Annotated in this window: 28 protein-coding genes; 15 read left to right on the forward strand and 13 right to left on the reverse strand. The window is 66.9% G+C overall.

Annotated elements, in window-relative coordinates:
* Nucleotides 1-15: 15 nt before the first annotated feature.
* From ACZYZE_RS01800 to ACZYZE_RS01830, 7 genes are all read left to right on the forward strand, one after another.
* The gene (locus ACZYZE_RS01800; RefSeq protein WP_459317827.1) at nt 16-1,212 is read left to right on the forward strand and encodes a toxic anion resistance protein; all 1,197 of its coding nucleotides are present in this window, start codon (nt 16-18) and stop codon (nt 1,210-1,212) included.
* 34 nt (nt 1,213-1,246) lie between these two features.
* The gene (locus tag ACZYZE_RS01805) at nt 1,247-1,780 is read left to right on the forward strand and encodes a hypothetical protein (protein WP_463905901.1); all 534 of its coding nucleotides are present in this window, start codon (nt 1,247-1,249) and stop codon (nt 1,778-1,780) included.
* An 8-nt stretch (nt 1,781-1,788) separates the two neighbouring features.
* Nucleotides 1,789-2,331 (forward strand): TerD family protein, encoded by a 543-nt coding sequence (locus ACZYZE_RS01810; protein WP_459317927.1) that lies wholly within the window; start codon nt 1,789-1,791, stop codon nt 2,329-2,331.
* A gap of 406 nt (nt 2,332-2,737) precedes the next feature.
* Nucleotides 2,738-3,193 (forward strand): hypothetical protein, encoded by a 456-nt coding sequence (locus ACZYZE_RS01815; protein WP_463905902.1) that lies wholly within the window; start codon nt 2,738-2,740, stop codon nt 3,191-3,193.
* Between the two features lie 34 nt (nt 3,194-3,227).
* A complete protein-coding gene (locus ACZYZE_RS01820) occupies nt 3,228-4,409 on the forward strand; it encodes an HpcH/HpaI aldolase/citrate lyase family protein (protein ID WP_459317824.1) in 1,182 nt (393 codons plus the stop codon).
* Nucleotides 4,406-7,081 (forward strand): phosphoribosyltransferase domain-containing protein, encoded by a 2,676-nt coding sequence (locus tag ACZYZE_RS01825; RefSeq protein ID WP_463905904.1) that lies wholly within the window; start codon nt 4,406-4,408, stop codon nt 7,079-7,081. Before ACZYZE_RS01820 ends, ACZYZE_RS01825 begins: the two co-directional genes overlap by 4 nt.
* Nucleotides 7,078-7,953 (forward strand): HAD family hydrolase, encoded by an 876-nt coding sequence (locus tag ACZYZE_RS01830; RefSeq protein WP_459317822.1) that lies wholly within the window; start codon nt 7,078-7,080, stop codon nt 7,951-7,953. Before ACZYZE_RS01825 ends, ACZYZE_RS01830 begins: the two co-directional genes overlap by 4 nt.
* Nucleotides 7,954-7,959: 6 nt before the next feature.
* On the opposite strand, the gene hutG is transcribed toward ACZYZE_RS01830, so the two are convergent.
* The 10 genes from hutG to ACZYZE_RS01880 form a co-directional block, all read right to left on the reverse strand.
* Nucleotides 7,960-8,919, reverse strand: coding sequence for a formimidoylglutamase (hutG, locus tag ACZYZE_RS01835; protein ID WP_463905907.1), 960 nt, complete (start codon nt 8,917-8,919; stop codon nt 7,960-7,962).
* Nucleotides 8,920-9,294: 375 nt separating this feature from the next.
* Nucleotides 9,295-10,656 (reverse strand): phenylacetate--CoA ligase family protein, encoded by a 1,362-nt coding sequence (locus tag ACZYZE_RS01840; protein ID WP_463905908.1) that lies wholly within the window; start codon nt 10,654-10,656, stop codon nt 9,295-9,297.
* Between the two features lie 12 nt (nt 10,657-10,668).
* The gene (locus ACZYZE_RS01845) at nt 10,669-13,257 is read right to left on the reverse strand and encodes a heavy metal translocating P-type ATPase (protein ID WP_463905909.1); all 2,589 of its coding nucleotides are present in this window, start codon (nt 13,255-13,257) and stop codon (nt 10,669-10,671) included.
* A gap of 175 nt (nt 13,258-13,432) precedes the next feature.
* Nucleotides 13,433-13,693 carry an SHOCT domain-containing protein gene (locus ACZYZE_RS01850; protein WP_459317818.1) on the reverse strand — a complete coding sequence of 87 codons (261 nt, stop codon included), beginning with the start codon at nt 13,691-13,693 and terminating at the stop codon, nt 13,433-13,435.
* Nucleotides 13,694-13,841: 148 nt separating this feature from the next.
* Nucleotides 13,842-14,072, reverse strand: a complete 231-nt coding sequence (locus tag ACZYZE_RS01855; protein WP_463905910.1) for an LOG family protein — start codon at nt 14,070-14,072, stop codon at nt 13,842-13,844.
* On the reverse strand, nt 13,978-14,346 hold the full coding sequence (locus tag ACZYZE_RS01860; protein ID WP_463906159.1) for an LOG family protein: 369 nt from the start codon (nt 14,344-14,346) through the stop codon (nt 13,978-13,980). Before ACZYZE_RS01860 ends, ACZYZE_RS01855 begins: the two co-directional genes overlap by 95 nt.
* Before the next feature lie 79 nt (nt 14,347-14,425).
* Nucleotides 14,426-15,154 (reverse strand): ABC transporter ATP-binding protein, encoded by a 729-nt coding sequence (locus ACZYZE_RS01865; RefSeq protein WP_463905912.1) that lies wholly within the window; start codon nt 15,152-15,154, stop codon nt 14,426-14,428.
* Entirely contained in the window at nt 15,151-16,257 is a 1,107-nt protein-coding gene (locus ACZYZE_RS01870; RefSeq protein ID WP_463905915.1) for an ABC transporter permease, read from the reverse strand. The genes ACZYZE_RS01865 and ACZYZE_RS01870 overlap by 4 nt, the downstream gene beginning before the upstream one ends.
* A gap of 48 nt (nt 16,258-16,305) precedes the next feature.
* The gene (locus ACZYZE_RS01875; protein ID WP_463905916.1) at nt 16,306-16,965 is read right to left on the reverse strand and encodes a methyltransferase family protein; all 660 of its coding nucleotides are present in this window, start codon (nt 16,963-16,965) and stop codon (nt 16,306-16,308) included.
* Nucleotides 16,955-17,203 carry a DUF2933 domain-containing protein gene (locus ACZYZE_RS01880; protein ID WP_463905917.1) on the reverse strand — a complete coding sequence of 83 codons (249 nt, stop codon included), beginning with the start codon at nt 17,201-17,203 and terminating at the stop codon, nt 16,955-16,957. The genes ACZYZE_RS01875 and ACZYZE_RS01880 overlap by 11 nt, the downstream gene beginning before the upstream one ends.
* A gap of 222 nt (nt 17,204-17,425) precedes the next feature.
* Here ACZYZE_RS01880 and ACZYZE_RS01885 point away from each other — a divergent pair, with 222 nt between their 5' ends.
* Nucleotides 17,426-17,770, forward strand: coding sequence for a heavy-metal-associated domain-containing protein (locus ACZYZE_RS01885; RefSeq protein WP_463905918.1), 345 nt, complete (start codon nt 17,426-17,428; stop codon nt 17,768-17,770).
* Nucleotides 17,771-17,840: 70 nt separating this feature from the next.
* On the opposite strand, the gene ACZYZE_RS01890 is transcribed toward ACZYZE_RS01885, so the two are convergent.
* Nucleotides 17,841-18,275 carry a hypothetical protein gene (locus tag ACZYZE_RS01890; RefSeq protein ID WP_463905920.1) on the reverse strand — a complete coding sequence of 145 codons (435 nt, stop codon included), beginning with the start codon at nt 18,273-18,275 and terminating at the stop codon, nt 17,841-17,843.
* A gap of 49 nt (nt 18,276-18,324) precedes the next feature.
* Nucleotides 18,325-18,783, reverse strand: a complete 459-nt coding sequence (locus tag ACZYZE_RS01895) for a universal stress protein (RefSeq protein WP_463905922.1) — start codon at nt 18,781-18,783, stop codon at nt 18,325-18,327.
* Between the two features lie 204 nt (nt 18,784-18,987).
* On the opposite strand from ACZYZE_RS01895, the gene ACZYZE_RS01900 reads away from it, so the two are divergent.
* The 7 genes from ACZYZE_RS01900 (at nt 18,988) to ACZYZE_RS01930 (ending at nt 24,062) form a co-directional block, all read left to right on the forward strand.
* Nucleotides 18,988-19,464: a hypothetical protein gene (locus ACZYZE_RS01900; protein WP_463905923.1), complete on the forward strand. Its 477-nt coding sequence runs from the start codon at nt 18,988-18,990 to the stop codon at nt 19,462-19,464.
* Nucleotides 19,465-19,599: 135 nt separating this feature from the next.
* The gene (locus ACZYZE_RS01905; protein WP_463905924.1) at nt 19,600-20,241 is read left to right on the forward strand and encodes a DUF305 domain-containing protein; all 642 of its coding nucleotides are present in this window, start codon (nt 19,600-19,602) and stop codon (nt 20,239-20,241) included.
* Nucleotides 20,242-20,319: 78 nt separating this feature from the next.
* Nucleotides 20,320-21,204: a F510_1955 family glycosylhydrolase gene (locus ACZYZE_RS01910; RefSeq protein WP_463905926.1), complete on the forward strand. Its 885-nt coding sequence runs from the start codon at nt 20,320-20,322 to the stop codon at nt 21,202-21,204.
* A 7-nt stretch (nt 21,205-21,211) separates the two neighbouring features.
* On the forward strand, nt 21,212-21,676 hold the full coding sequence (locus tag ACZYZE_RS01915; protein ID WP_459317806.1) for a hypothetical protein: 465 nt from the start codon (nt 21,212-21,214) through the stop codon (nt 21,674-21,676).
* A gap of 120 nt (nt 21,677-21,796) precedes the next feature.
* Nucleotides 21,797-22,207, forward strand: coding sequence for a four-helix bundle copper-binding protein (locus ACZYZE_RS01920; RefSeq protein WP_463905928.1), 411 nt, complete (start codon nt 21,797-21,799; stop codon nt 22,205-22,207).
* 131 nt (nt 22,208-22,338) lie between these two features.
* Nucleotides 22,339-22,611 (forward strand): SHOCT domain-containing protein, encoded by a 273-nt coding sequence (locus ACZYZE_RS01925; RefSeq protein WP_459317804.1) that lies wholly within the window; start codon nt 22,339-22,341, stop codon nt 22,609-22,611.
* On the forward strand, nt 22,611-24,062 hold the full coding sequence (locus ACZYZE_RS01930; RefSeq protein WP_463905930.1) for a multicopper oxidase family protein: 1,452 nt from the start codon (nt 22,611-22,613) through the stop codon (nt 24,060-24,062). Before ACZYZE_RS01925 ends, ACZYZE_RS01930 begins: the two co-directional genes overlap by 1 nt.
* A gap of 271 nt (nt 24,063-24,333) precedes the next feature.
* On the opposite strand, the gene ACZYZE_RS01935 is transcribed toward ACZYZE_RS01930, so the two are convergent.
* A complete protein-coding gene (locus ACZYZE_RS01935; RefSeq protein ID WP_463905931.1) occupies nt 24,334-24,501 on the reverse strand; it encodes a hypothetical protein in 168 nt (55 codons plus the stop codon).
* Between the last annotated feature and the right edge of the window lie 437 nt (nt 24,502-24,938).

Consider the following 24,938-nt stretch of genomic DNA (forward strand, 5'->3'; position numbering starts at 1 on the left):
AAGAGAGACGCAACAATGAGCATGCAACTCACACCGCCCGAGACGTCGTCACCGACGCCGCTGGTACTGAACGCGCCGGAATCCGTGGACATCGTCAAGATCGACGACGCCCCGGGGATGGTTCCGGTTCCGGCTGAACGCCAGCAGGAGATCAACGCGCAGGCACGAGCGTTCGTCAGCGAAGTCGCTGCCATGAACCCGCACAGCCCGGAGTACTCCAGCAAGATCGACGGAATCAACCGGCTGGCGGGCCAGCAGCTGGTGTCCTCCGCCGACACCTCGAGCCGGCTGCTGGAGCGGTCGTCCACATCGTTGGCCGGGGCGAAGAAGTCCGGCAGTAGCGCCCAGGTGCAGGTCGCCTCCACCCTCGGCGAGCTTCGGTCCACCGTGGAAGATCTCACCCCGAACGCGGCCGATTTGGGCGTCGGCCGGAAGATCCTGGGGATCATTCCGGGCGGCAACAAACTGGCCAAGTACTTCCAGAAGTACGAATCAGCCCAGACGCAGCTGGACAAGATCATCAAATCCCTGATGGCCGGGCAGGATTCGCTGCTCAAGGACAACGCCTCACTCGCCCAGGAAAAGACCCAGCTGTGGGAAACCATGCAGGGGCTCAGTGAGTACGCGGTGTTCGCGAAGGCCCTGGACGGGGCTACGGCAACCAGGATCGACGAGATGAAGATGTCGGGCCAGATCGAGGAAGCGGGCAAACTCGACGCCGATGTGCTGTACCCGATCCGTCAGCGCCACCAGGACATCCTGACGCAGCTGGCCGTATCGGTACAGGGCTACCTGGCCATCGACATGATCCGCAAGAACAACACCGAACTGATCAAGGGCGTGGAGCGGGCACGCACCACGACGATCTCCGCGCTGCGGACCGCCGTGATCGTGGCCCAGGCCCTCGCCAACCAGAAGATGGTGCTCGATCAGATCGACGCCATCAACACCACCACGAACAACATGATCCTCAAGACTTCCGAGATGCTCAAGGATCAGACCGCACGGATCCACCAGCAGGCGGCCAGCTCCGGCGTCAGCGTGGAAACCCTGCAGAAAGCGTTCGACAACGTCTTCCAGACCATGGACGCAATCGACACCTTCCGCTCGCAAGCCAACAAGAGCATGGAGGGCACCGTTCACGCCCTCGAAACAGGGCTGGAACGCGCACGGCCCTACCTGGATCGGGTGCGCCAGCAGGAGGGAAATTAGCGGCCTCCGGCCCTGAGCAATAGGCTTACGGGCTATGGTCGCAAAATTCTTAGGCTCGCTGTTCGGCAGCGGAGCGGGTAACCGCTCTGCTGCCGACGCCGCTGCCGACTCCGGTGCCGAACTTCCCGTCGCCGTCGATCCGGCTGACGGCGAGCTGGCAGCCACCGGGGCGGCGCTCGAAGAGCTGCGCCGGATGGCCCTGGGCAAGGGCGCGGACCTGCCCACCGTTGTGGTCTCACAACTGCTGGCGCTGGCCGACATCCTCCGCGCCCTGATCGGCTATATCGGGGGATCAGGGGCGTCCACCGAGCAGCGCGTCCTCCTGAACGCCGTCATCACCGATTATTTGCCGTCCCCGCTGCGCGCATATTTGATGCTGGCCGCTTCGTCTCGGGACGAGGATTCCAAGGACACCACGGTGTTGCTGGAGCAGCTCGACATGCTCTATTCAACCGTCAGGAACCTGGACAACCAGGTCCGCACGGGGGCCATCACGGAGCTGGCGGTTCACGGTCAGTTCCTCAGGGACAAATTTGATGTTGACGGTCTTCGCTTGGAAGGAAACTAGTGGCTTCGATGGTCGCGGGCAGCAACGCCGCCCTCACCGCAGAGAACCCCGGACTCGGGAAAGTACTGCTCGGAATCGGCTGGGAAATGGTGCCCAGCCGCGGGCCGCAAGCCGAGCTGGTTCCGATGGTGATTATGTGCGGGCCGGACGGGCGCGCCATTTCGGATGACCACCTCGTCTTCTTCAACCAGATCGCCAGCCCCGAAGGCAGCATCGCCTTCGCCGGAACGGAAGACCGGGAACAGATCGACGTCGACCTCCACCGGGTGCCCGAGGCGGTCAGCAAGATCGCGGTGCTGCTCTACGTGGATCCGGATGTCCGGGGGCCCGGCACGTTCGGCGCCGTCAAGAACGCCTACCTGCGGGTCGCGAATGAGCAGGACCGGGAACTGCTGCGCTTCAGCGTGCCGCGCGGGAACCTGGACAAGATCAACGCCATGATTCTCGGAGAGCTGTACCGGCATGCCGGGGGCTGGAAGTTCCGGGCCCTCGGTCAAGGCTATGAGGCCGGTCTCGCCGCCGTTGCCGCAGACTTCAAGTTGAAGCTCTGACCATGACGTTGAACCGAAGCCCGGTGCGGACCGATATTGACTACCTCAGCCGTCGCCGGAAAGCCGTGAAGCAGCCGGAAACCACACCGCACGCGCCTGCCAGCACAGCCCTGCCCCTGGACCCCGGACAGACCAGTCCGACCGTTTCCGCGGGACTCACACTCGGCGGCGGCCCGAGGGTTTCCGGCCCCGCCGGCCCGACAGGTTCCGCGGGACTCACGCTCGGCGCCGGCCCGGCACACACCCCGTCGACCGGCGGCCCCGCGGCGGCCCGGCCCGGCCCGGCGCCCCGCCCCGCTCCGGCGGCCGCGGAGCGGCTGTTCCCGGCCCCGGCCTTTGGCAGCCTCCGCGAGTTGGGGGAAGCAAACCCGGTGGTGCGCCTGANGAGTTGGGGGAAGCAAACCCGGTGGTGCGCCTGAACGCCAGGCAATCCGCGATTGGCTCGCTCCTGGTGGCCGGAGCCCGCTCGGTGGCCTGGGAGGACCAGAACCTCACCACGGGTGCCCACCACGCGGACGGTCACAAGGCCGGCACTCCGGTCAGCACCCCCGGGAACCGGCCACTGGCCGGTATCCAGGACCTGTCCGGCATCGTGTCCCTGCGCCACGTCCGGCTGCTGCGCCGCGCCCTGTTCATCGCCGGAGAGACACCGTTGACCATCGGAGTCTTCGACGGCGCCGCCGCCGCGGTCGCTGCCCGGAACGACGGCGGCCTGCGGAGCGTTCTGTATGTCGTGCGGATCGGTGCGGTCCTTGAGGTTCGCGCCGAGTTCGTCCCGGCAGATGCCTCCGACGCGGCCATCTGGGCCACCTTTGGGTTCACGATGACGATTCCACTGGACCAACGGGTAATCCTGCGCTGACCGGCAGCACACCACAGCTAACAATTAGGGGAAGATGCAGCACTTCAGAGCCCTGGCTGAATCCGTCAAGGATCGGCTTTTCCATCTGCGCCCCGAGGTCCTTCACCGCACCTCGGACCCGGCACTGCTCGCCGTGGCCCTGGGCGCCACCCTCTACTCGCCGGCCACCCGGAGCGGCCTCGCGCCGGGCATCCGGAAGCAGGCCGGGGCCGGGTGCCTGAGTATCGTCATCTGCCTTGAGGACGCCGTGCCGGATGATGAAGTGCCCGCGGCAGAGGAGAACCTGCTCACGGCGCTGGCGGAGCTTTCCCTGGACGAGCCGGGCGGGCTGCCACTGATCTTCATCCGGTGCCGCACCCCCGAACAGCTGCTCGACGTCGGACGCCGGGCCGGTGCCTCGCTGGGAGTTGTCTACGGCTTCGTCCTGCCCAAGTTCGAGAACGAAACGGGGCGGGGACGCGCCTTTATGGAGGCGCTGCAGCGGCTCAACGAGGAGGCCGGCCGCGGCGGCGCTTCGGAGGCACAGGCGCTGCAGGCCATGCCCATCATCGAGGACCTGTCGACAACCCATCTCGAGTCGCGGGTCCGGGTGCTGACGGACAACCTGGCCCTCATCGAAGAGTTCCGCGAGCTGGTGCTGTGCGTCCGGATCGGTGCCACGGACATGTCCGGCGCCTTCGGGCTGCGGCGTTCCCGCGACCTGACCATCTACAACGTCAAGGTTGTCGCCAACATTATCGGCGACGTGGTGAATATCTTCGGCCGCCCGCAGGACGGCTGGGTCATTTCCGGACCCGTGTGGGAACACTTCGTCAACACCGAGCGGGTCCTGAGGACGCAATTGCGGTCCACACCGTTCGAGGCCGTCAACGAAGGCGAGCTCCGCCAGCGCATCCTGATGGGCAACCTGGACGGCCTGATTCGCGAGATCGAGCTGGACCTGGCCAACGGGCTGCTCGGCAAAACGGTCATTCACCCCACCCACGTCCCCGTAGTGCATTCGATGTGCGTCGTGAGCCATGAGGAATACCTCGATGCCCTGGATATTGCCGGGAGTGCGGGGGGAGGCGTAAAAGCGTCGTCCTATGGAAACAAGATGAACGAGTTGAAGCCGCACCGCGCCTGGGCGGAGCGCACCCTGCTGCGGGCCCGGGCGTTCGGCGTCGCCCGCCCCGGCGTGAGTTTTGTCGAACTACTGGAAGCGAGCATGCGATGAAGGCAGTCCGTACGGAGGCGCCCTGGAGCGGAAGCTACGTCCGCGATACCCTCGGCGTCGGCGTCGCCTCGAACCCCGGACACAGTGTGTTGCCGGTGAAAGCCCTCGTCGGCCTGGCACTGCGGAACAATCCCAAGCGCGCCCATCTTCTCGTCTCCCGGGTTCTCGCCAAGCACGTCCCCACCGAACCAGGCATCACGACGTCGGCCGGCTGGCTCCTTGCCCTCCTCATCCGGAGGGAACTCCAGGGCTCCGCCGCCGCAGACCGGGACGGGCACGCGTCGGCCGCCGGATCGCTCACGGCCGTCATCGACGAGGCCGCAGACGGGCTTGGGCGGCTGCTGGCCGCGGACGCCGGCCAGGACGGCGGTAACAGCCCGGCGGATCCGGCGTACCCGGAGGAGCGGCAGGCCAGGGCGTCCGCCGTGGCAGACGTCTGCGCGTTGCTCGCGGGACAGCACACCGAACTTGCCGGCGTCGTAACCATCGGCTACGCGGAAACCGCCACCGGGCTGGGACAGTTGGTGGCCGGGCACCTGGGGACCTACTACATTCACTCCACCCGGCAGGGCAGCGACGGGGTAGCGCCGTACGGGGCGTTCGAAGAGATGCATTCCCACGCCACCTCCCATCAGTTACTGCCCACGAGCCGCGCCGCACTGGACCTGGCCGAAACGGTGGTCCTGGTCGATGACGAGCTGAGCACCGGCGCCACCATCATCAACACCATCCGCGAACTCCACCGCACGGCCCCGCACCGCCGGTATGTCGTGGCGTCCCTCGTTGACCTGCGCTCCGGCGCGGACCGGAACGAACTGGACGCACTGGCGCTCGAAATCGGCGCCAGGATCGGCGCCGTGGCACTGGCACAGGGAAGCATCCAGTTGCCGGGAACACTCGCCGCGGACGCCGCGGAACTGATCAGCAGCCTCCCGCTGCCGGATCCAGCCGGTCCGGACCGGGGTCAAATCCGGCTGCTGGACCTGGCCGGCGTCGTGCCGCCCGTCCGCAGCGCCCGCTTCGGCGTTGCCGGGCGCCCCGATCCGCGGCAGGCGGCGGAGATCGCCGACGCCCTCGCCGCAACCCTGGGCGCATTTCCCGGTGCACCCGGCCGCAACAACGCCGCGGCGGGAGCCCGGGTCCTGGTCCTGGCCACCGAAGAGTTCATGGCGCTCCCGCTGGCGGTCGCTGCCCGGCTGCAGGAGCTGTGCCCGGACACGGACATCCGCTATTCGACCAGCACCAGGTCGCCGATCGCGGTCCTCGACGAGCCGGGCTACGCCATCCGGTCGGCGATTGCCTTTGGCAGCGACGATGATGCCCCGGACGGACCCGGGCCACGGTTTGCCTACAACTTCGCGCACGCCGGGGGACTATTCGACACGGTAGTGATCATGGCCGAGCCCGGCACCCCGGAGGCCCAGCTGCTGGCTCCCGGCAGGATCGTGGAGGCAGTCGCGGGTAGCGGTGCCAACGTCCAGCTGGTGCTGCTTCCGCGCCAGGCGCCGTTCCCCACGCCGTTGCTCGGCCCCGCCTTCGGATCCTACGCGCCGGGAGACGTGCAATGGCTGCTAAAAGACCTGAGTTTTGCGCAGCTGGAGGCGCCGAAGGCCGAACGTGAAGCCGCCATCCAATCCGGAAAAGCCAGTTACGCCGAATCGCTGCCGCAGGAGTTCGAACCATCGCCCGAGTACGGCGCGCTGTTCCAGGCCGCGCTCGGGAGCTCGGCCGCCCGGATCGCCCGGGCAGTCGGCACCCTGACGGAGCAGGTCCTGAAACTGCGCGGCAACGCCCCTGTCCTGGTGTCCCTGGCACGGGCCGGAACGCCGGTGGGGATCCTGATGAAGCGCTGGGCATGGGAGGTCCACGGCCTGGAGCTGCCGCACTATGCCATCAGCATCGTGCGTGGACTCGGCATCGACCAGACCGCGCTCGGCTACCTCGCCGCTCACCACCGCCCGGATCAAATCATGTTCGTGGACGGCTGGACCGGCAAGGGCGCGATTGCCCGTGAGCTGCAGGCCGCCGTCGGGCTTTTCCAAAAGACCGACGGGCAGGCCTTCCGGCCGGACCTGGCCGTCCTCGCGGACCCGGGGCACTGTGTGCGGATCTTCGGTACCCGGGAGGACTATCTGGTCCCCTCGGCCTGCCTGAACTCGACCGTCTCCGGCCTCGTCTCACGTACCGTCTTCAACAAGGCACTGATCGGTCCCGGCGATTTCCACGGCGCCAAGTTCTACTCGGAACTGGCCGGCAGCGATGTCTCCAACGGCTTCCTGGACGCGGTCGCGGCGCAGTTTTCCGGGGTGCGGGACGAGGTCAAGGCTGCCGCGGCGCACGCCCCCTCGGAGGTCGGCGGTCTGCCGGAGGCGGACTGGTCGGGATGGGCCGCCGTGGAGGACATCAGCAGGAGTTTCGGCATCAACAACGTCAACCTGGTCAAACCGGGAGTCGGCGAAACCACCAGGGTCCTGCTGCGGCGCGTGCCGTGGAAGGTGCTGGTGCGCCCTGAGGCGGTCCCCGAGCTCGCGCACGTCCTTCACCTGGCAGCTCAGCGCGGGGTCGAGGTGCTGGAGGTTCCGGGGCTGGCCTACAGCTGCGTGGGCCTGATCCACCCTCTCCACACACCGGGAGCGACCGGCGCCGATGGCAGGGCCGTGGTGGACGTATGAGCCGCCACCCGGGCACCGCGCCGGTCATGGTTGCCAGCGACCTGGACCGCACCCTGATCTACTCGGCGAATTCCATGGCTCTCGCCGGAGCGGACCATGTGGCGCCCCGGATGGTGGTCGCCGAGGTCTACGACGCGGCGCCGCTGTCCTTCATGACCCGGGCCGCCGAAGAGCTGCTGGAAGGGATCGTGGAGCGGAGCGTCTTTGTGCCCGTCACCACCCGCACGCAGGCACAGTTCGCCCGGGTGCGGCTGCCGGGCTTCGGCCGGGGCTACGCCGTGACGACGAACGGCGCGGTGCTGCTGCACGACGGTGAGCCGGACCCCGAGTGGTCCCGCCACATCCAGCGGTCCCTGGGGGCGGATTGCGCGCCCTTGCGGGAAGTGCTGGACCATCTGACGGGCAGCGCGGCGGTTCCAGCGGTCCTGCGGGTCCGGACCGCCGAAGACTTCTTCGTGTATTCGATCGTTGACCGGCAGGCGCTGCCCGACGCGTACCTCGAGGAACTCGCCGCCTGGTGCCGGTCCCGCGGCTGGATCACGTCCCTGCAAGGACGCAAGCTCTACTGCGTGCCGGCCCCCATCACCAAGGAAGCCGCCGTGGACGAGATCCGGCGGCGGAGCGGAACAGGTCTGCTCGTCGCGGCCGGCGACTCGCGGCTCGATGCCGGCATCCTTGAACTCGCGGACATCGCAATCCGGCCCGCGCACGGCGAACTCGACAGCGACGCCTTCACCAGGCCGAACCTCACGGTCACCTCGGCTTCCGGGATCCTGGCCGGGGAGGAGATCCTGCGGTTCGTGGACGACGTCCTGGCGCAGGCATCCGGCGCGGAGCGGTTTGCCGGTGCGCCGGCCGGGCAGCGTGTCTGAGGCCGCCTAGCCCAGCAGCGTTGTGATAAGGCGGGCGGCCACCTTGGCGGTGCGGTTGTCGACGTCGAACTCCGGGTTCAGCTCGGCCACGTCAAGGTGCAGGAGCTTCCCGCTCGCGGCCACCTGGCGGCACACGGCGCTGATCACCGGCAGCGGCACACCATACGCCGCCGGGGCGCTCACACCCGGCGCCACCGACGCCGGCAGCACGTCCAGGTCGATGGTCAGGTACAGCGTGTCCACCTGGGCCAGGAACGCCGCCACAAAGGTGTGCGCGGCCGCCGCCGAGCAGTCCTCGTCCAGCAGGTAGTCCACGCCCAGTCCCGCTGCCGTACGGAACAGCGCCCGGGTGTTGTTTGGTTCGGAGATCCCGACGACGGCGTACTTCAGTTCGCGGCCCGCGGCGGCTTCCGCCCGGGCCATCTGCAGGAACGGGGTACCCGAGCTGGGCACGGCCTCGTCGCGGAGGTCGAAGTGGGCGTCCAGGTTCAGCACGCCTACGCTCAGGCCCGCACGGACCGCAGCTGATCCTGCCACGCCCAGGTAGCTGGCGAACGCGGTCTCATGGCCGCCGCCCAGCACCACCGGAAGCTGCCCGGCGTCGAGCAGGCTGGTGATGGCGAGTCCGGCGCGCGCCTGGCCGGCCTCCAGGGCATCCCCGGCAACGGTGACATCACCGGCGTCGTGCACGTCCCGGCCCAGATGGAAGGCGAGCGGGCCTAGCGCTGCCCGGATGGCGGCGGGGGCGGCGGCGGCACCGGTGCGGCCCTTGTTGCGCCGCACGCCGGCGTCGCTGCCGAAGCCGAGGATGACGGCGGGGCGGGCGGCCGCGGATGCGACCGGGGCGGCGCGCGGAGTGTACGGGGTGACGGCCTGCCACCAGCGGCGGTGCTCGGCGCCGTCGCCGTCGTACCGCCCGGTCCAGGGCTGCGGCGGGACATCAACGGCGGGTGAGTGAGAAACCATACCCCAAGCTCACCGCAGGCGGGACGCGAAAACCAGCAGCGCCGCCGTCGTGCTGTCCGAAATCCCGGAACCTGTCCCTTAAACACCGCCGAGATGGCATTTCGCGGCAGTGTTTGTCTCGACAACACTGCCGCGAAATTGTCATTTTCAGAAGTCGTCTGCACCGCATTTCAGAAGTCGCCTGCACTCGAACCTAGGCAATTCCGTGAACGCCACCGGACGGTCATAGCGCCTTTTCGGAAGGCTATGGAACTGGACATCCGGCACAACGACTTCACCGTTTGGATGGTCACCGTCTCCAGGGACCTGGCCGGGACCCGCCCCGGCGCCTCGCCGAATAGCCCGCTCGGGGTTTGTTTAAGGAGGACCAACTTGTCATCGCCGGCCCATTAAACCCCGCACGAAGGGTGCCTTTCCCAAAGCGGTCCGTTCGACGCGTTCAACAACGTGTACGTCCACCGGGGTATCTACTACACCGACTTCTTTGAGCGCGCACGCTACGGAAGTCGAAACCCCTTGGATGGAGGCTCCAGGTGCGAGGCCCGCCAGGAGGACCCGCAGTCCGGAGGCCTCCTGGATGACCTGCCAGCCTGCGGTGGCAGCTTGGTCGAGGACATGGTGGAACACGATCGGGTGGACATTTACATTGCCTGCTTTGCCTGGCAGCTGCAGGACGTCTTCGACGCGCCCTTCGATGTCCTCGAGAATGGTGAAGGAGCGCCCGCAGGGGCAGCCCCGTCCGCCCAACCTGACGGTGTCGGACATTTCGTAGCGGATCAGCGGAAGGGTGCGGGAGAACAGGACGGTGACGAGGAGCTTGGCCCCCGTTGTCCCCGGCGGCACGGGGTTTCCGTTCTGGTCCACGGGTTCGATGATCAGCAGGTCCTCGTAGACATGGCGGTTCCGGTAGGTGCAGGGGGAGGCTATCCCGGCCGTTTCGGTGGCGGCGTAGACATCGAAGGGGGCACTTCCCCATGCCGTCTCCAGCTCCGAGGCGGTGTGTGGGGTGAGCACTTCGGAGGCGGACATCACGCCTTGCGGTGAGATGTGCAGCCGTCCGGCGCGCTGCTCTGCCGCGAGGGGTTTCAGTGCTGAGGCGTAGCCGACGAGGATCCTGGGCTGGAACCGGTTCAGTGCGGCGACCGTCTCGTCCAGGGGTGCGGTGACGTCCAGGCGGAGGGTGGGGACGAGTCCGGAGCGCAGGGACGCTCCGACGACGGCGGACTGGTGTGTGGGGACGCGGGAACTCACCAGTGCCATTTTCAGTGGCCGGGTCAGCCCGGCGGAGATCCCGGCCCAGTCGTTTGCTCGGGCGTAGGAGGCCAGGACGGTCGCCCATTCGGAACGGTTCCAGATGAAGGTTCCGCGCCGGCCGGTAGTTCCGGCCGTTGCCGCAGCCCACCACCGGCCCTTCCACGCCAGGCCCGGGTCTCTCCCGCTTTGCGTCAGGGACAGAAGGTGGTTTTCCAGATCCGCCAGCCTCAGGCCCGGTGTGGTGACGGCTTCGTCGAAGTGCTCCATCAAGTCCGCTTTCGTCACGGCCGGTAGCTGGTCCAGCGGGGCATCGTGCAGGCCGGCGTGATGGCGCCGGTAGAACTCAGAACCTGCGTAGGTCGCGCGGCGCAGCTCGTGCAGGGCTTGGTCCTGATGGGAAGCGATCCTGGCGGCGTCCCAGTTGTCCCGTCTCCGCCACGCGGCCCGCAGGAACAGCACCCGGGAGATGAGGCGGAGGTCCATGGCGGTGGTCGCCTAGCGGGTCCCGGCCGGGGCCAGCGGCCGGTCAGCACGCGCGGTGGTGGCCTCGGGTGTTTCGGGCCGGGGCAGCCTGAGCCTCTTGAGCAGCAGGGCGTTGACGGCGACCAGGAAGCTGGACCCGGACATGGACAGGGCCGCGATCTCCGGGCTGAGGACAAGGCCTGCGAAGGCGAAGACCCCTGCCGCGATCGGCAGGGCTATCGCGTTGTACCCCACGGCCCAGCCCAGGTTCTGGCGCATCTTGCGCAGGGTGCCTTTGCCGATCCGCAGGGCGATCGGCACATCCAGCGGGTCCGAGCGCATCAGGACGAGGTCGGCTGTTTCGATGGCCACATCGGTGCCGGCGCCGATCGCGATGCCGAGGTCGGCCTGGGCCAGGGCCGGGGCGTCGTTGACGCCGTCGCCGACCATGGCGACCTTTTTCCCTGTCCGTTGAAGCTGGGCTACCTTGGCCGATTTGTCTCCTGGGAGCACCTCGGCGATGACGGTGTCGATGCCCAGCTGGCCGGCTATCCTCCGGGCGGTCGCTTCGTTGTCTCCGGTGAGCATGACAACCTCGATCCCGGCCTCGTGCAGGGCCGCGACCGCGGCGGCCGCGGTTTCCCTCGCGGCGTCCGCCAAAGCGATCACCGCCGCGGCCTTGCCGTCGACGGCGACGAGGACGGCGGTCCGTCCGGTGTCGGCCAGTTCATCGCGGACCGCGGCCAGCGGGCCCAGGTCGATGCCTTCGTTGGCCATGAGTTTGCGGTTGCCGACCAGCACCCGGCGCCCGTCCACGGTAGCGCCGGCCCCGTGCCCGGGAACATTGAGGAAATCCGAGGCCGCCAGGACGGGTGCACCCTGTTCCCGGGCGTGCCGGACGACGGCCGCTGCGAGCGGGTGTTCGGATTCGTGCTCCACCGCGGCGGCCAGGGCCAGGAGTTCGTTGTGGTCGATTCCTTCGACGACGACGTCGGTGACTTCCGGTTCGCCCTTGGTCAGGGTGCCGGTTTTGTCCATCACGACGGTGTCGATCCGGGCGGAGACTTCCAGGGCGGTGGCGTTCTTGAACAGGACGCCGCGTTTGGCGCCGAGGCCGGTGCCCACCATGATCGCCGTCGGCGTGGCAAGGCCCAGGGCATCGGGGCAGGTGATCACGACAACGGTGATCGCGAACAGCAGGGCCGTCTGGATTCCGGCGCCGAGGGCGAGCCAGGCGGCGAACGTCAGGGTTCCGCCGATCAGGGCGACCAGGACGAGCCAGAATGCGGCCCGGTCGGCCAACCGCTGGCCTGGTGCCTTGGAGTTCTGGGCTTCCTGGACGAGGGCCACGATTTGGGCCAGGGCGGTGTCGGCACCGACTTTGGTGGCCCGGACCCGCATGGTGCCGGTGGTGTTGATCGAGGCGCCGATGACTTCCGAGCCGTTGGTCTTGGTCACCGGTAGGCTCTCGCCCGTGACCATGGACTCATCGACCTCTGACTGGCCGTCCTCAACTTCCCCGTCAACGGGGATTTTCGATCCCGGCCGGATCAGCAGCAGGTCCCCGGTCTGGACTCCTGAGGTGGGGATCTCGACCGTCTCGCCGTCGCGGATCACGACCGCGACCGGCGGTGCCAGCTCGAGCAGCGTGCGGATGGCCTCGTTCGCCCCGCCCCGTGCGCGCATTTCGAACCAGTGGCCCAAGAGCACGAAGGAGGTCAGGACGGTGGCGGCTTCGTAGAACACTTCACCGCCGCCGGTGAAGGTGATCCAGACGCTGTAAAGCCATCCGGTGCCCACAGCGATCGCGACAAGGACCATCATGTCCAGCGTTCGTGCCTTCAGCGCCCGGTAGGCGCCGTCGAAGAAGATCCAGGCCGAGTAGAAGATGACCGGAAGGGACAGGATCAGGGCCATGACGTCATCCCGGAGCCCGAACGGGGTCGGCGCTGTGAAGCCGAGCATGTCCCGGCCCATCGGGGACCACAGTGTCACACCCACCGACAGGATTGCCGCGACCAGGAACCGGTTGCGCATGTCCTTGACCATGTCATCCATCGACATTCCGCCGTGGTGTCCGCCGTGGCCCATCATGTCCTGCGGGGTCCGGGGCATCGCACCGTGCGGGCCCGGGCCGTGGCCGGCATGGCTGTCCGCCGGAGGATGGGCATGGCCGGGGTGGGTTTCCGCCGTTTCCGGCGCATGACCGGGGTGCATTCCGTGGTGATCCGGCTCCGTCGGGTGCACATGCTCCATCGGTTGTGCGGTCCCGGCGGGGTGGACGTGCTCGGACGGATGGCCGGTTCCGGTCTTGCCAGCGGTGCTCACTGCTTCGTCCATCGGGGAGCAAACGTGGTCGGGGACCGATTCGCCCCGGCAGTGGTATCCGCAGTCCCGGATCCATCCGGAGATCTGCTCCACGGAGGTCACGGACGGGTCATAGCTCACGGTCGCGGTCTGGGCGACCGGGTTCGCATCGACGGCGGCGACTCCGGGCCGCTGCAGCAGGACGTGTTCCACGACCGCTTTGGAGGTGGCCCAATGCAGGCCGCGGACCTCCACGACGGTGCGTTTCAGATGCGTGGTCGCTGTCCCCCCTGCGGGCTTCGGGTCAGTGGTCATGGCGCGTCCTTTCGCAGAAGTCTCCGAGGAGGACAGCGGCGCGGTGCGCCCACTGCCGGACCTTCACTGCGTAGAGGCTCTCGCCCGCGACATCGTTTTCCGGTTAACCCGAACATATACCCCCTAGGGGTATCCGTCAAGGTTGCGGGCCGGAGCTGGCGGACAGCCCGACAGGTCATCCTGCGCGGCCGCGCCGGAGCACGGTGAGGCGGGCGGTGTACTCGCTCTCGTCGATTTCACCGCGGGCAAACCGTTCCGCGAGCAGACTTTCGGCGACGCCCGCACCGGGTGCGCCGCCCTCGTACCGCCGGCTGCCCACTCCCATGGAGCGGGCGAAGAGGATGATGGCAGTGATGATGGCGCCCCAGAACAGCACAAAGCTCACGCCCATCAGGATGTACCCCCAGACGCCCATGTTCCCGTCCCAATACATCATCGCTGTTCCCTCCGTGCCCACGGGCGTACCAGTGCCCCTGGGGTTCACTATCGTCCCGCGCGGTGCGCGGCGTCAGAGTCTTTGGTCCCCCCGCCCTTCCCTGTCGCGCGGCGGGGTCGGCGGAGCACAAGCCAGAGCGAGGTCAGGATCAGGACGATGACGCCTGGTCCTGGAGCCGGTCACGGATCCAGGTCATGAGCCCGGCCCAGTGTTCGGTGCCGATCAGGACCACGGGGAATTCGTGGATTTTTCCGGTCCGGACGAGTGTCAGGGCTTCAAAGAGTTCATCCAGGGTGCCGAATCCGCCGGGAAGGACGACGAATGCCGAGGCGTACCGGATGAACATGAGTTTCCGGGCGAAGAAGTACCGGAAGGTCATGGCTACATCGACGTAGGGGATTCAGCGACTGCTCGCGCCCCAGGGCGATGCCGAGGCCGACGGAGGTGCATCCGGCTTCCGTGGCACCGCGGTTGGCCGCTTCCATCAGGCCCGGGCCTCCGCCGGTGATGACCGCGAACCCGGCGTCGGCGAACCGCGCCCCCAGGGTCCGGGCCGCGGTGTAGTGGGGATCCTCGGGGCCGGGGCATGCGGATCCGAAGACAGCGACTGCCTTGCCCAGTCGGCCCGAGAGCAGGTGGAATCCGGCGTTGATTCGGTGCTGATCCGTTCCATCCGGGCAGGGTCTTCGCCCGGGTCAGCCAGCGCCGCGAGCAGCTCTTCGTCCGTCATCTTCATGCCGGTGCCGCTCCGGGGTGCATGCGGCAGTTCAGGTTGTGTTCCCCGGCTTCTTCGGCTGTGAGTCGTCCGTCTTCGATGGTGATGACCCTTTTGGCGGCGGTCCGGAGCCGCTGGTCATGGCTGACGATGATGACGGCCATGTTTTCCCGGCAGGCCGTTTCACACAGGAGCAAGGTCACGTCCTGGCCGGTCTTCGCGTCCAGGTTGGCGGTGGGCTCGTCCTCGAGGATCAGCCGGGGGTCGTTGGCCAGGGACCGGGCGATGGCCACGCGTTGTTTCTCCCCGCCGGAGAGGTCCCGGGGCAGGTTCCGCAGCCGGTGTCCGAGCTGGAGTTGCTCCAGCGCCGTCCGGGCTTTGGCCCTGGCGCGTTTGCGGGGTACCCCTGCCGTGATCAGGGGCATCATGACGTTTTCCTCCGCGGTCAGTGCCGAAAGCAGGTTGAAGGTCTGGAAGACGAAACCGAATTCTTTCAGCCGCAGCCGGGACAGCTGCGCGGGTGCAAGGCTGGTGGTGTCCTGCCCAGAGATGAGGATCCGGCCTGTCGTGGGGGTCATGAGGGTTCCGATCATGGACAGCAGGGTTGTCTTGCCAGACCCGGAGGGTCCCATCACGAGCACAATGTCCCCGGCATCAACGCTGAGGGAGACGTTGTCCACGGCGGTCACCGCGGTGTGCCCGGTCCCGAAGGTCTTGGACACGTCTTCGACCGAGACGACGCTCATGCGCGGAACACTTCCGCCGGGTCGATGCGGGCCAGCCGGCGGACCGGCAGCAGCGAGGTCACCACGGCCATGGCCATGGTGACCGCGAAAATCCAGGCCGCATCGAACCAGCGGATTTCAGTGATGAACTCCGGGACATAGTTTCCCGCGGCAGCGCTGACGGCAAGGGCCAGGCCCGCCCCGGCAAGGTACCCAAGCACGGCTGCGGTGACGGCCTGCTCCACCACGACGGTGTAGAGCTGGCGGTTGCTCACCCCGATAGCCTTTAGGACGCCGTATTCGCGGGCTTTTTCAATGGTCGAGGTGAAGATGGTCAGGCCGATGACGGTCATGCCCACGGCGATCCCGATCAGCAGCAGGACCAGGATGATGGGCAGGAACGTGTCCCGGACGATGTTCGTGTTGTTTTCCACGAACCTGTCCTTGGTGATGGCATCCACCGCCGGGTCGGCTTCGATCCGGGACGCGACGCCGCCTGCGTTGGTGCCGTCTTTGACCGTGACGAGGAAGAAGTTCGTGGCTCCGGGAAGCTGGAGGATGCTTTCGGCGTCTTCCTTGGTGGCGAACGCGAAGGAGAAGCTGAGGATATATCCGCCCTCGGAATAGCCGGAAACTTTCAGCGTCCTGCCGGCGACAGGGATGGTGTCCCCGATCCGGATGTTCTCGCTGCGTCCGACCACCCGGTCGATGATGATCTCGCCCTTGTCCGGGACGGCTTTGCCCTCGATCACCCGTGCCGGGGCCCCGACGCTGTTCTCCGTGTCATCGGCGATGACGTACAGGTTGATGTCCTTGCCGTTGTGCGCGAACGCGACGCGGCGGCCGCTGAACGGTTTGGCGCTGGCGACCCCTTCGACACCGTTGAGGAAATCCCGGACGGTCAGGGGCAGCACGGACGGGGTGTGGAACATGTCCGTCGCGCCGGTCTGGGTGATCCAGTAGTCAGCCGGCACGGTGCGGATGTATTCGCCGATCTTGTTGCTCCAGCCCTGGTACAGGCCCTGGATGCTCATGATCAGCAGCACGCTGAACGCGACCCCGCCGACGCTGATCAGCAGCCGGGTCTTTTCCTGGAACAGGTTCTTTACCGCCAGGAACAGCATGGAGCCGCCCCCTCCGCCGCATCCGCCCGCCCGGCCATTACAGGCCCCCTACAGTTTCTGCCCGGTGCCGGCGGGGCGGCGTCCGAACCGGGGGACGAATCCCGGGACCCGCCGGCGGTAAGCGGCGTAGGCTGCGCCGAACTCGGCGTCCATCAGACCCTCCTCTTTCCGGGCCAGGCGCAGGTACACGATGACCAGGACCGGGAACATGAGCAGGGTCAGCAGCGTGGGCCATTGCAGCAGGAACCCGGCCATGATCGTCAGGAAACCGGCGTACTGGGGATGCCGCACCGTGCCGTAGGGTCCCGTGATGGCGAGACGTCGGTCCCTTTGGGCCGCGAAGAGGACCTGCCAGGACCGGTAGAGCAGTATGAATCCTGCCGCGATCAGCACGTTGCTGACCAGGTGCAGCGGGCTCAGGTGCGGATCCCCTTGCCAGCCCGTCAGGTCCTGCCACAAATGACCGGAGTTGTGGTTCAGGAGGTCCAGGCCGGGTATGCGATTCCCCAGCCATCCCGAGAGCAGGTAGATCGTCAGCGGGAAGCCGTACATCTCGGTGAACAGCGCCACGATGAACGCGGAAAATCCGCCCAGTGCCCGCCAGTCCAGTTTCGTCCTGGGCCGGACGAAACTAAAGGCGAAGATGATGAACACCGCCGAATTGATGATCACCAGCCACCACAGGTTGTATCCATAATCAGTGGACATGTCCGTCTCCTCCCCCGACCCCGGGCCGGCTGGCGCCCCCGTGGCCGCCGTGCATGAACAGGTGCATACCCATCATGAGGATCACGCCCAGGTACGGCAGGGCATCAAGGATGTGCAGCCAGTGGTTGGAGATCAGGTACACGGTGGCTGCGGCAATGAGGACGAAGAGCAGGGCCTGCGTCCACGGCCGGGACGGCCGCCCCGGCGGGAAATGCTGCGGTTCGGGAAGACTACTCATACCCTGAGTATCGCCCCGGTCCGGCTGATGCAGTAGAGCCTGACGGCCCCGGTGTGGGGCGGCGGGCGGCGCCGCCCTGTGGCGCAACTGACTCTTGCAACCCATACCCCCAGGGGGTATCCTTTGAGTGTTGTCAGTGACGTGGTTTGTCCGGGCCCCAGGCCGCTACAGCCGTTCAACCACAACAGCCCCATTTATCCCTCGCTTCGAAGGAAAACTGACATGTGCGGAACAACCGAAACACGAACCCAACTCCCCCTGGCCTCCAGCGCAGAGCACGGCTGCAGCTGCTGCGCCCCCGCGGCCGAAACGCAGGCTGCGGCTCCGGCCGCCGGAACGTCGGAGGCTCAGACGTCCGGCGCGCAGTACGCCTTGGAAGGGCTGACCTGCGGGCACTGCGTCCAGACCGTCGAAAAGGCCGTGTCCCGGGTATCCGGGGTCCAGTCAGCGGCCGTGGACCTGGTCCCGGGCGGCACGTCGCGCCTCAGTGTCACCGGCACTGCAGACCAGGCGGCGCTAACTGAGGCCGTGCGCTCCTCCGGCTACGCCCTGACCGGCGCGAAGTAGCGCTTCCACCACGGCCCCTTGGCTCCGGTGAGGACCATGGCTCCCGGGCGTCTAGGGATTTCCTGGGTGTTCAGTGGCCTCCGGTGTGCTCGCTTGTGTGGCCCGGGGTGGGTGCCGGGCCCGGGGTCACGTCTGCTCCGGTGCCGCTGATGGCCGGGCCGATGACAAACGCTGACAGGGAGAACATGGCTGCGAAGACGAGCAGTCCCAGCGCCGGTGCGATCCAGCTGCCGAACCGGCGGTAGAGGCGGACGAGCATGGGGATGGATGCCAGAAGCCCGAGTGCCCCGAACAGTGCGGTTCCTCCGGATCCGGCCACGAGGGCGGTTCCGGCGAGCAGCCCGATGTGGTGCAGGACGTGTGGAAGGAGGCCCATGATCAGGCCCACCGCTGCGACCACCGTGTGCCACAGCGCGTGGAGCCTGCCGCGGACGGTCGGCCCCGGAGCGGTCCCGCCGCCGGGGCCGATCGTCGGATGCCGGTGGGGGGAGTGGTCACCGGTCACGGCCCGCTGCTTTCGCCGGGTGGGTTCCCCTTGCGTGTCAACGGACAACTCATTCTTCGCCGGCGGTCCGGGACCGGTTCCGGACCACGAGTACCGGGCAGGGCGAGTGATGGAGGACCTGGGTGAACACGGAGCCGAGCAGTAAGCCGATAAACCCGCCGAGACCGCGGGAACCCACAACCAGCAGGTCAGTCTCGGCAGCCCGCAGGAGCACGGTGGCCGCGTTACCTTGGACAACGTCCCTGGTCACCGTCACGCCTTCGCTGTCCACGCGCTTCAGTGCTTCGTTCTGGAGGTGGCGTGCGGTCTTCGGGAAGACGTCCGGGTCCCAGACCAGGTCTTCCATGCCGACGGTTGGGGGCGGGAACTCAAATGCGGTCACGGCCCTGATCTGGCCGTTGCGCAGCCGGGCCTCCGTGCCTGCCCATTTCAGGGCGAGGCGCGACCGTGCCCAACCGTCCACGCCGGCCACGCCGGCCGCGATACTGAATTCTCCGTCGCCGCCCATGAGCACCGCCCTTCGCCAGGTCCTGCACCTGTTGCCCTAAGTGTTGTCCCCGCAGGGTTTTACCCGCAAGATCGAACGTCCCGACCACGTGCACCGGTCGGCGGCAGAAACGGAATCCGGTGCAGGATCGTTGTATGTGTAAGTGCCCTGCCGCAGGGCCGGTAGCCTTGAAACAGATAGCCCGCAACAGAAGGGAGGACCGTCATGACCGCACCGGCACACGCCGCCGCGATCGCGTTCCTTCGCCGTGCGGGCCTTTTTACCGCGGTCCTGGCCCTTATCGCCGGGATTTTCGGCATGCACGTCATGACCGCCACCCACGCCATGCACTCCCCGGCCACGGCGGGCGCAACCGTCAGCGCCCATCACGACTCATCCCCCGCCGCCCACGCGGGTGAACATCCTCCCGGACCATCCTCTGCACCGGACATGCCCGCAGTACAGGACGAAGCGGGGGCCCGGACCGTAACGTGCACGGACTCGGACAACTGCACCAGCATGCAGTCCATGACTGCGGCCTGCACCCCGTCGGCGAAGACCGGATCCCTGGCCGCACCGCTGCCGGGCACCGGAATCATCGCCCGGAACACCAACACAGGGACGCAGAGCACAATCAGCGCGCGGTGGTCCTATCTTCCCGGCAGTCCTTCACCGGGCGAGCTCTGCATCAGCCGAACGTAGAACGGAGCCCCGCGCTGTGACCTGACCGGCGCCCGTCCCTGCCTGACTCTCCTCCTCTGAGCCGGGCGCATCGCTGATGCACACCCCCCCCTTGGCGCACACGCGCCCCTGATGTCTTGAAGGACTTAAACAGCCATGATGAACACGAAGTTTCTGACCCTTTCCGCGACCGCCATCGCCGCGGCACTCGCCCTCGCCGGCTGCTCAACCGGCCCCTCCGCACCGTCCGCCACCTCCAGCAGCCCGGCTTCCTCCGCCAGCTCGATGCCGGGAATGGGCCAGGGCCCCGGGATGATGTCCAGCAGTGCACCGGCCGCCGCTACCGAACACAACGAGGCCGACACCATGTTCGTCCAGGGAATGATTCCGCACCACCAACAGGCCGTGGAAATGAGCGAGATGATGCTCCAGAAGAAGGACATCCCCGCATCGGTCACCGACCTTGCCACCCGGATCAAAGCAGCCCAGGCACCGGAGATCGAAACGATGACCGGCTGGCTCAAGACCTGGAACGAATCCGCGACCATGGGGGCCGGTCACACCATGGACGGCATGATGGGCGCGGGCGACATGAAACAGCTCGAGGCCGCCCAGGGCACCGAAGCGGCCAGGCTCTTCCTGACGCAGATGGTTGCCCACCACCAAGGCGCCATCATGATGGCCCAGACCGAAATGTCCCAGGGTAAGAACGCCGACGCGATCAAACTCAGCAAAGACATCGTGACCGCCCAGGAAGCCGAAATCAAGGAAATGCAGGACCTGCTGGCCACCCTCTGACCGGTGTCCTCCGGCGCCGGCCCCCCACGGGCCGGCGCCCATCCCCTGCCATGCCCCACCTGAATCCCTGGAGCCACCATGCCCAATCCCTCCCGCCCCCGGGTCCGCGCCACAGCTGTTCTGGCAGCCGGCGCCAGCCTCATCCTTGCCCTGTCAGCATGCAGCCCGTCCTCCGTACCGGCGGGCCCCTCCTCCGCAGGCAGCACCGGCAACAGCCCCCTGCCGGACGCCCACGTTCACGGGCTCAGCGTCAGCAGCACCACCGGCCAGGTGCTCCTGGCCACCCACGATGGCCTGTTCGACATCACGAAACAGCCCGCTGCCAAAATCGGCGCCACCAACGACCTGATGGGTTTCACCGGCGGCACCGACCACGGCGTCCTCTACGCTTCCGGCCACCCCGGAGAAGGCTCCGACATGGCCAACCCGCTCGGCCTGATCAGATCCACTGACGCCGGTAAAACCTGGGAAAAGCTCTCCCGCCAGGGCGAATCCGACTTCCACGCGCTCACCGCGACCAAATCCGGAATCGTCGGCTTCGACGGCGCACTGCGCACCAGCCCGGACGGGAAAACCTGGAACACCGTGACCGCGGATTTCGTCCCGGCCGCCCTCGCCGGGAACCCCACCAGCGACACTGTCCTGGCAACCACGCCCCAAGGGATCCGCCGCTCAATGGACGGCGGCAAGACCTGGACCACGGTGGACTCCGGACCAGTGGTCCAGTTCGCCGCTTTCGCCAGCCCCGCCGAGGCGGTCGGAATCGAACCCGACGGGACCGTCCACACCTCCGCGGACGCCGGCGCGACCTGGACCCGAAAGGGAAAAATCCAGGACACGGTCCAGGCTGTGGCAGCAGTTAAGGGCCCGGAGGCAAACCCGTCCATCTGGGCCGCCACTGCCAGCGGGCTCATCGTCTCCACCGACGGCGGCGTCACATTCCGTCCCGACGACGCCTCCTGACCACGCGATGCGTGACCCGTTCATGGTCCTGTTCGGGGGCTCCATCGTTTCCGCCGCCATCGCGCTCTGGATTGCCTCGAACCGCCCTGGCCGGCAGGGTGCCCGTCCGCAGCGGGAGACCACACCGGTCAAGCAGACCGGAGTGCGCCGTTGGGAACTCAGCGGCTGCATTGTGCTCGCTGCCGTCGGCCTGGATGTGGCGGCCGCGTATGGCATCGGAAGCTCGTCCCGCGGTAGCAGCGGCATCACTGTGGAACTCGGCTTTGCCATGATGGTCGTCGCCGCCGTGTGGTCCATCTTCCGCCAGGAGGTCCTGCGCTACCAGCTGCGGCTCGGCACGTCTCTCTACGACCTTCCGAAGCCTGCAGAAGCTGCCCAAGTCAAGGCCGCCGAATACACCGGCGCATTCCTCCGCATTCTATTGTTCCTCCTGGGTCTCATCATCGTGCTGGCCAGACTGGTCCCTTGCTGACAGGCGGACCCTGGTCACCGTCCTGGGAGAGGGCTGCATGCGTGAGCATCACGGGTTTAGGGTGGGGCATGACGGCCGGGCAGGCCGGCCGCCCCATCACCCTGTGGCAGGAGCTGCGTCATGACCCGCCACATCACTGCCATGCTCGACGTCCACCCGCCGGCGGCAGAAAGTGCAGAGAAAACAACGCTGGCCGAATGCATCGCCGCGTGCTTTCAGTGCGCCCTGACCTGCACAGCTTGCGCTGACGCGTGCCTGGCCGAAGACATGGTCGCCGACCTTGTCTCATGCATCCGGACGGACGTGGACTGCGCGGACATCTGCGTCGCCACCGGCGCCGTCCTGACCCGCCAAACAGCGTCCAACGCGGGTATCAGCCGCGCCATCCTGGAGGCCTGCCGGACCGCCTGTGCCGCCTGCGCCGATGAGTGCGAGAGACGCGCCGGTGTGCACGAGCACTGCAGGATCTGTGCCGAGGCCTGCCGCCGGTGTGAGGCGGCCTGCGCCTCCCTCCTGGTTGCCTCGGCCTGAGTACCGGGCGGCCTTGCGCCGCCGCTTCTGCGTCGAGCCCCGGCCCGGGCAGACCGGGACCTCGGACTCTACCTCGCAGTCGACGCCGCGCGAAGACTCGGAGTAACTCTCTGAAGCGAAAGGCGCCGATCATGATGTGGGGTTACGGACAAAGCATGGGGTGGATGTGGCTCTGGGTTCCTCTGCTGCTCGTCGGGGTTGCGCTACTGGTGCTGCTGGCGGTCAGGGTCTTTGGCGGCGGCGTCCGTGGTGGATACGGGCCCCCGGGCTCCTCGGGGCCAGGCGGCCCGCCGCCTATAGGAGGGAGCAGGGCCCGCCAGATCCTCGACGAGCGCTTTGCGAGAGGAGAACTTACCGCGGACCAGTACCGCGAACACCTCAATGTGCTCGGTGAGGGCCCGTAGTGCAGCCCATCAGCCGCCGCCAGTCGCTGTTGCTGGGCGGGCTCGGCATTGCGGGGACAGTGGCCGGCGGTGCCGGGCTGATCTGGACCCTGACCTCGCGGGAACCTCCCGTTACGGGAAGCGATCTGACCCAGCCTCCGGAGGAACGGAGCACCAACGGCATGCTGCAGGTACGGCTCAAAGCCGCACCCGGACAGATACTGCTGGCCGGCCGGCCGGCCGCAGCCCTAGGCTACAACGGCGGCATCCCCGGCCCGACGCTTCGCGTACGCGCCGGCGACGTCCTGAAGATCGGGCTCGTCAACAACCTGACCCAGCAGGCCACCAACCTGCACGTGCACGGCCTCCACGTTTCCCCCGAGGGCAACGGGGACAATGTCTTCGTCTCGGTCGACCCCGGCGGCACCTTCGACTACGAATACAAACTTCCCGGGGACCATCCCCCCGGCGTGTACTGGTACCACCCCCACCACCACGGCATGGTCGCCGATCAGATCTTCGCCGGGCTCTTCGGAGCGATTATCGTCGAGGACCCTGAACCCATCGAGTCGAGTGCGGAACGGGTCCTGGTCATTTCGGACACCACCCTGGACGGCCTGGGGAACATCCCGGAAGTCGCGGCGATGGAACAAATGATGGGCCGGGAGGGTGAACTAATCCTGGTCAACGGTCAAAGCAACCCGCGAATCAGCGCCCGCCCAGGACAACGCGAAAGGTGGCGCATCGTCAACACGTGCGTGTCCCGTTATCTCCGTTTACGGCTCGACGGGCAGCAGCTGCAGCTCCTCGGCATGGACTCCGGCCGCCTCCCTACACCCGAGAGCGTGGATGAACTGCTGCTCACTCCCGGAAACCGGGCAGACCTCCTCGTTACCACAACGACCGGGGACTCCGTGTTGCGGGCGTTCTCCCAGAACCGGGGAAGCATGCCGGGAATGATGGGCCCGGGATCCGGAGCACGTAACCCTGCAGACCAGCCGGACGGCGCCGCACTGGCCACCCTCCGCGTATCCGGCGAACCGGTCGCAGCCCTGACGGCCGTGCCCACCCAGAAGGGGCTGGGAGACCTGCGGTCGGCCCCCGTCGCGGCACGCCGGCAGATCGTCCTGGCCGCCGGCATGGGCATGATGCGTTTCACCATCAATGGCAGGGAATTCAACGAGGCCAGAACAGACACCACGGTAGCGGCCGGGAATGTGGAGGAATGGACGCTGACCAACACCAGCCCCATGGACCACCCGTTTCACCTGCACGTCTGGCCGATGCAAATCATCGAGCAACACGGCCAAGGAACGAACACCGCCATCTGGCAGGACGTGGTGAACGTACCCGCAAACGGCCGTGTCAAAGTCAGGGTGGCTTTCAAAGACTTCCGCGGACGCTCCGTGTACCACTGCCACATCCTGGATCACGAAGACCTCGGCATGATGGGCGCTATCGAAGTCCGGTGAGAAGTCGCATCAGCGCGGCATGTGCTGAAGACTGAGGGAAGTCCAGCGGTATCGGTAGTCGGCTATGGTCTCCAGGCGGTCCGCCCCGAGCGCATCTAGCGCATCATGGGATGTCGGTCATCTGGTTGCTTGGTGCCGCGAGGGCGTTCGGGCCGTTAAGCCTCCCCGCTTTCCTGGTACGTGATCAAGACGACCGCAGAAGCAACGTATTGGACCATCACTGGGTGGACAGGCTGCGAAGGGGCACTTGGATTGTCGGCCGGAACTGAAGTCACGGCGTGCGTACCCGACTCAATAGACCAAAGTCTGCTGCCTCCTCTTCCAGCAGACTCAAGGTATCGGCGAGTGAGTCATCGAGCATTCTCTGGAGGGCCATCATCGCGTCGGAGATGGAATGGAAGCCGTCGGTGGCGACAACGAGGGATTGCGTTTTGGTCATGACAAGGGACTTTCCGTAGACCCACGCGAACTCAGCGCGTGGCGTGCATGATCTGAGAGGGGGCTTGAAGCAGTGGAAGCGGAATCACCGGTCTCCCGCAGGCTCCGGGTGCTTAGCGGGAGCAAGGAACAACGGACGACTCGACAGAGCCGCGGGAAGGTCAACGCAGGTGCAGGCCAGCCGGCCGGAATAGGGCGGCTTCCAGTGCGCTGCTTTTACGTCCGGCTGATCGAAAGTTGAACGAGCGAAAGGCCAACGGGCACGGCATCTTGAACTCCGGCGAGTCGACCCTGCCCATAGCTGTCACGGACGATTCCGCCAGAGGCCGCGGGCACAATTAGCGCGTCCGGGGCTGCACTGCGGACTGGAGCTCCGTCTCGAGGATCGTAAATGTTGTGCGCGCACCCTTCGGCACCGGCAGGTTACGACTCCGCTGG

The sequence above is a fragment of the Pseudarthrobacter woesei genome, assembly GCF_055412745.1.